The following is a 6,448-nucleotide window of genomic DNA, read 5'->3' as shown; positions in this document are numbered from 1 at the left end:
GATGAATACCTTAACTTCTCCAGTCGCATTCCTACAGATTCGCCTTCGACTACCAATAACCTTAAGTCCTTCGCCACAACAGGGGCAAGGCACGATTTCCACACACCTAACAAAAAACGCCGGTGACCTTCTCAACCAGCTCATAATTTGATACAATGACCATGTTATTTTTTGTGAGAGGATGTCTCCGGTGTACCTGCGCTAACAGGTACACGTTTTATGGAGGCGTCCTTTTCCTTTACTGTGATACGGTCATTATATTCGTCAATCCCTGGACAGGCAATTCCGTCAGCTTTTGGGCATTATGATTCAGCGGCAACAGTAGGAAACATATTGACGATGATCTTCTTATAGTATTAAAAACATATGCTGAGAAGAGTAATGATACCCAGAGGAGAAGAGTCTTAATAAAATTAAGCGCAATCCTAGAAAAAGAAAAAGAATCTCCTGTAACTAGTCGGCTAGGTCAGCGGACTCCTAGATCTCAGTTTGACCTTGAAAAAGACGGATGGAATAAAATATTAAGTGAATTTGATACAGAATTAGCTAAAAGCTTTTATGAATACATTTTTCATTATTTATTTTTTCATATAAAAGATTTAGATATCAAGAGCGCTCCTGAAGAGGTAACTAAATCAAATATAAGAAGTGCAGTCAGGTCTATAACATTTAACACCTGGACTACACAATCTTCTGAAATGAAAAATTATATTAAACTATTTAATGGGTTTGGAATAAATTCACCTTCTGATCTGATTTTGGGAGGTTTAGAAAAAATCCTTACTCAAGTTCGTAGTAAATGGAACCGCAAAAAGATAAATAAGTTTCGGAATTCATTAAGAAAATGGTTAATCTATTATGTGGAAAAACATCAATTGAATATTGCCGTAAATACGATAATCCCTTTTTCAATGAGAAGGCAAAATACGGAATTTGGGAAGATACTAAACTTAGGAAATGCCTATATTTTAATACAAGCTCTTTTAGATGAGCAATCACCTTATGTTAACGAAAATGATTTATTAGAGTTTCGTTGTAGAAGAGCTTGTCTTATTCAATTAGCAACAGGATCTAGGGTAACGGCTGTTTGTTTATTGCTTAAAGATTGCATAAAAACTGATCATCATGCGAACAAGTGGTTGCATATGCATAAAACAAAGAATGGTAAGCCACATATTGTTAAGGCTACTGAAGATGTCCAAAATTGGATTGCTCAATCTTTAAAGTTTGCTCCTAAAGATAAGATTTACTCACCAAAAAATAATCTTTACTTCGGAGATGGTTTAACTGAGCATAGAGTATTTGCCAGCCCTACAGATATATCAACGTTAACAAGTGCCCAAATAAATGGCTTTTTAAATAAGTTGCAAAAAAGGCTTTGGCCTGAAAGTCCTAAAAGTGAATATTTTACATCACATGATTTTAGGAGAATGCATGCAATTTATATGGTAATGAACAAAAAAAGCAAGCGTGAGATACAAGATCAACTAGGTCATGGCAGTCCCAATTCAATAATCCCTTATATAGCAACATCCTCACCTGAAATTCAGCAATATTATAGTGAGATTTATAAAGAAGGTGTATGGAGTAATATTATAAATAAACAAGAAGAGGCAACAGATGTTGAACTTGATCCACTCCTTGAGCAAGCAGCAAAAGTCGTACAAGCCGAAAATAAAGAACAATTTATATCCTCATTAATTGAGAAGTTTAAGGATGAAGCAACTGAATTTGGCTTTACTACTGATGCTTTTATGCCAGTAAATAATGTTTCTGCAGGATTTCCAAGATTCACTCATAATTGTGTAGCACATGAAATGCTCAACTGCGGTCATACAGAACTTCATTGTTTTAAATGTGATTACTACAAACCTGATGATGATAAGTATAACGAGCATATTGCTGAAATATTTAGGTTTATGCTGTTGGCGTTACGCGGGGAAGAAATGGCGAAGTCAAAACGTGATACCATACAGAAAGAACTAGTCAGTATACGTTCACACGACATCATTGAGCTAATTGACGAATCTTTTCCTAAGTTATTAGAGAAAAAATTCTCGATTAGCCCAAAAGAGATCCCCAAACTGAAAAAAGGTTTATGGGACAAAGCCAAGAGTTACTGGAAGAAGTATAAGCAAACCAAGCCAATATTAACTTTTGGAGAAGCACTTCATTACTTGAAAGAAGGAAAATTGTAATGGGTAGGAAAAGAAGCTTCACAATGAGTGACTGAAATATGAAGCAGGACAAGTTAAGAGGCATATTACTAACGAGTGCAAAAAAGGTAGATTATCAAAAGTAGTTAAGAAGGAAGTATTTTTACTCATAGCAAATCGTCCTAGGATAAATTTAAAAAGTGACCGCACCTTATGGGAAGGTGAAGTATGGACTTACCTTGACGATTGGTACTCCAAGTTAGAGAACGAAGTAGAAGAAATCAAGCTAACTCTTGAACAACAAGGGAATAGTGAGGAAGCTTCATTTAATCATAAAGATTTAGCGGATCTCATGGAAAAGAATCGTAAACAAAGGGATTTGATTTCTGAGTACAGAAAGGCTCTTCATGTATTAAGAGAAGAGAATGAAAAATTAAGAACATTAGTAATTGAGAAGCATGGCTCTATAGATCTAGTATGAAGGTGAAATTAAGGGGGAGTAATAATCAAACAGGAAGCATACGTAAACCAATTGTATGAAGGAATATCCGAAATGGAAGCTACGGTGGACAGGCTGCGTGAAGAAATTAAGGAGTTACTAATAGAGCGAGATGCTTTACTGATTGGAAATTCAACTTTGTATGAACAACGATGCAAAGTGTTGCCTGATTTTTAAAGTAGTGCCCCTTCTCCTCAAAAAAGAGTTAGGGGCACTATTTTTTATTCTGATAGAGACATTGCTGCATTCTTACCTGCAGTATAACCTGACGAAAAAGCAGCCGTAATATTGTACCCACCGGTATAGCCATGAATATCAAGGACTTCACCACAGAAATATAATCCATTCATGAGCTTGGATTGCATTGTTTTAGGATCGATCTCTTTTAGATTAACACCGCCGCCTGTTACAAAGGCTTCTTCTATGGAGAGAGTACCTGATATTTTGATTGGAAAAGCTTTAATTAGTTTGCTTAATGCCATCCAATTTTGTTTAGGAATATTATCATGTGTAAGTTGTTCATCAAGTTCAGCTTTCTGTAGAAGCAAAGGAATAACCCGTTCATTCAGGTATCCTCTGAGAACGTTTTTAATGGCCTTCTTAGGCTCATTTTTAGTTAAGACGAGGGTTTCATCATAAACTTCACTTAAGCTCTTATTTGGCTGGAAATCAACTGTAAGGATAGTCTCTTTTAGCCCACTTTTGGCTGATTCCTTTACAACGAATTGACTACATCTCAATGCGATTGGTCCAGAAATACCAAAATGCGTGAACAGCATGTCACCAGTATGAGAAATTATAGGCTTACCTTTACTATTCCATACCGTCAATGTAACATCTCTAAGTGAAAGCCCCTGTAATTCTCGACTTTTGATAAAAGAATCGTTAGAGGTTAGAGGGACTTCGGTAGGGAAAAGCTCAGTAATGGAATGACCTGCATCTTTAGCCCATAGATAACCATCACCAGTAGAACCCGTATGTGGGACGGATTTGCCGCCGGAAGCAACAATCACATTCTTGCTACGAATGGTTTCACCAGATTTTAAACGTACCCCAGAGACTGAGCCATTATTAAAATTAATGTTATCTACTGGGCTATTAATTCTTATATCTACACCTTGTTTCCGAACTTGATTAACAAGCGCGTCCACAACCGTTTTAGCTTTATCGCTTATAGGGAACATGCGACCGTTATCTTCTTCTTTAAGACGAATTCCAAGGTTTTCAAAAAACTCAATGATATCCTTGTTACTAAAATTATTGAATGCACTATGTAAAAAGCGACCATTGCCAGGGATATGTTTGATTAATTCATCCGTTTCTTTGTTATTTGTTACATTGCATCTACCGCCACCAGAAATCCCAAGTTTACGCCCCAATTTATCTCCCTTATCCAGGAGAAGAACTCTAGCTCCACTTAAGCTGGCAGCTATACTTGCCATTAAACCGGCAGATCCTCCACCGACCACAATTACATCATATGCCATACAAAACTCCTTGACTCATTTTTGCAAATTGTATCATTAATTAGAACTAAACCCAAATAAGATGAGGAGTCACAGCTATTTAAATAACAAAATATCCTTAATGATTCTATATATCGTCTTCAACTCATCTAATTTAAGGTTAACCAAGAGAAGGTCTATTTTATTAAGGAGTTCATTTTTCTCTTTAGTTGTTTTGTCTTTTTCTTCCTCAAATAATTGTGAGGGGTTAATATTCAACACATCAGAAATTTTTTGTATTGTTTCAAGTGTAATATTTACTTCTCCTCGTTCTATTTTACCGAGATAGGATTGATCAATGTTTAGAAGCGCTCCAAGTTCCTCTTGTGATAGTTGCGCAGCTTTTCTATAGAATCTAACTCTTTTTCCAACACTAGCAAAGAACTTCGACATATCCTCACCTCTCTACTTAAAGAGTAGGTAAGTCCATACAAAGTATGAAGTGTAATATACTACTTAATACCATTTGAAAATAGGTGTTATATAACCTAAAATAAGGGTACACTAACCTATAAGGAGTATAACACCATGAGCAATTTGATGAGTCATCACGTTATTGAAAACGTGATTCAATATAAAATGCGGGGTAAAGTTGCTTATCTGGGTAATTTATCTACGACCTCTGCCTTACAACTAACTTATGTGAAGCCATATGATCATCCTTCAGGCAAAGGATATCAACGTCCTGTTGATATTAAAAGATGTAATGATTTTGCGATGTATCTTTCCAAAGGAGATAATGCTTTATTTACACCGATTTTGTTAAATGCAGAATCAAAATGGGAGTTCTCAACTTATGATAAAAGTAGGCCATCCTATGGAAGATTAATATGTAAGGAAAAGGCTTCATTAATGGATGGACAACATAGATTAGGTGGAATTAAGCGCTATGCACAGGATACCAACTCAGAAATAAACGTTCCTTTCTTAGCATTTCACTTCCTCGATGAGGATGAAGAAATTCAGCTATTTGATACAATAAATACAAAGGCAAAAGGAATCGGTATCTCTCTTAGTAGATATCTACGTAGATATTCTGATGATTTCAGTTGGATAGCTACCGAGCTTATTGTTCGAAGCGATAGTCCATTTCATTACATTGGCACGATTACTGGTAAAAGGAGCACAGGTAGACATGTTACCTTGCAGAATTTATATAAAATATTAGAGTTTATGTTGAAGGCAAATCATGTAGCGAGTTTATCCAAGGATGAAAAACTCATGATCGTCTTAGTGTACTTTAATGCGTTTAAAGAACATTTCAATATGGAATGGTTGGATTATAAGGAATATAGAATTACACACATCGTTTGTTTAAATGCTCTTGCAATGGCAGGGGCTGTTATTTTTGCAAAGTGTGTTTCTGAGGAGAAGAAACAAATTGATTATAAACGTATGGCGAGTTATGTAAAAAAACTTAAGTCTATAGATTGGTCCAGTTACGGCCCATTTAAGTATATTAAAGGTATAAGTGGATCTCGAACATTAGCGACAGAATTGGTTTCACAGATGTTATCGGAATAGCTAGGAAAAGTTGATTCTTGGATAACATGGTGGCCATTCTAAGTCACTATGATATCACCTGCAAAACATCAAGTGATTGTGTCAAGAGTTAGACAATACTTAATAGTTAATAAAATAACGCCAGTGTAGTGGAATATCCGTTGCACTGGCGTTACTTTTTGTTGTGGGGTGGTTTACAGTCGAACTTAAGAACTGGGCTCCATTTCTAAAATGGTTTACACCGACAGCTATCGTATGTGTTTGTTTAACAATTATAGCCGGGTTCATGTTAATGGGGGAGACTTTCTCCCTATTACGTTAACTCTTGGATTACATCGTTTGGCCAAGCCATGCTGATCAAACATCTACTAATCGTTCCAATAATTGCTTTGGCAATCATGAATACATTCTTGTTACGTAAAGAAAGCAGTAAAACATTGTCTTGGATGAGAGCCGAAAGCTTTGTAATTATTTTATTTGATTATCCAACTAGCTCAGGATAGGTAATCGTCGTAGACGATAGGCAACAATGAACTAACCTATTGAATAACTCGCTTTTGACCTCACGGCGGTTGAATCGATAGCAAAACTCATCGAGATATGCTTGTAGGTGCTTAGGATCTAAGCCGTGGTAGGTACCACCAATAAAAGCTTTCGCATTAGAGATGATCGTATGAAGCCACTTTAGATGATCTGGATTTTCTTTCAGGTCGTACTTTTTGGCTTCATGGTGGAAGCCATTTTTGGCCAAAGCTTGATAAGAACGATATCTATCGCTGGCAATC

General features: G+C 36.2%; 5 protein-coding genes. 2 read left to right on the top strand and 3 right to left on the bottom strand.

Translation table 11 applies throughout. The features are described from left to right. The first annotated feature begins 698 nt into the window (after positions 1 to 698). Positions 699 to 2,198: a tyrosine-type recombinase/integrase gene (locus G519_RS0137425; RefSeq protein ID WP_029198898.1), complete on the top strand. Its 1,500-nt coding sequence runs from the start codon at positions 699 to 701 to the stop codon at positions 2,196 to 2,198. 678 nt (positions 2,199 to 2,876) lie between these two features. On the opposite strand, the gene G519_RS0137415 is transcribed toward G519_RS0137425, so the two are convergent. Both G519_RS0137415 and G519_RS48580 read right to left on the bottom strand, forming a co-directional pair. Then, the gene (locus tag G519_RS0137415; RefSeq protein ID WP_029198897.1) at positions 2,877 to 4,142 is read right to left on the bottom strand and encodes a BaiN/RdsA family NAD(P)/FAD-dependent oxidoreductase; all 1,266 of its coding nucleotides are present in this window, start codon (positions 4,140 to 4,142) and stop codon (positions 2,877 to 2,879) included. Between the two features lie 75 nt (positions 4,143 to 4,217). Further along, positions 4,218 to 4,553 carry a helix-turn-helix domain-containing protein gene (locus G519_RS48580; protein ID WP_029198896.1) on the bottom strand — a complete coding sequence of 112 codons (336 nt, stop codon included), beginning with the start codon at positions 4,551 to 4,553 and terminating at the stop codon, positions 4,218 to 4,220. A 135-nt stretch (positions 4,554 to 4,688) separates the two neighbouring features. Here G519_RS48580 and G519_RS0137405 point away from each other — a divergent pair, with 135 nt between their 5' ends. Then, positions 4,689 to 5,684: a DGQHR domain-containing protein gene (locus G519_RS0137405; RefSeq protein WP_029198895.1), complete on the top strand. Its 996-nt coding sequence runs from the start codon at positions 4,689 to 4,691 to the stop codon at positions 5,682 to 5,684. Between the two features lie 460 nt (positions 5,685 to 6,144). Here the strand turns inward: G519_RS0137405 and G519_RS46565 are convergent. Continuing rightward, positions 6,145 to 6,448: IS1595 family transposase (locus G519_RS46565; protein WP_244280353.1), on the bottom strand; the 304-nt coding region annotated here is incomplete at its 5' end.

The organism is Paenibacillus alginolyticus DSM 5050 = NBRC 15375 (assembly GCF_000422905.1).
In the GTDB taxonomy this organism is placed as follows: Bacteria; Bacillota; Bacilli; order Paenibacillales; family NBRC-103111; genus Paenibacillus_E; species Paenibacillus_E alginolyticus.
Note: the sequence above shows the minus strand (reverse complement) of the source record. Positions and strands in the feature narration are given on the sequence as shown.

Excerpts from the sequence above, each read along its gene's own strand:
- G519_RS0137405 (WP_029198895.1), top strand. The coding sequence starts at position 4,689 with ATGAGCAATTTGATGAGTCATCACGTTATTGAAAACGTGATTCAATAT.
- G519_RS48580 (WP_029198896.1), bottom strand. The coding sequence starts at position 4,553 with ATGTCGAAGTTCTTTGCTAGTGTTGGAAAAAGAGTTAGATTCTATAGA.
- G519_RS0137425 (WP_029198898.1), top strand. The coding sequence starts at position 699 with ATGAAAAATTATATTAAACTATTTAATGGGTTTGGAATAAATTCACCT.
- G519_RS0137415 (WP_029198897.1), bottom strand. The coding sequence starts at position 4,142 with ATGGCATATGATGTAATTGTGGTCGGTGGAGGATCTGCCGGTTTAATG.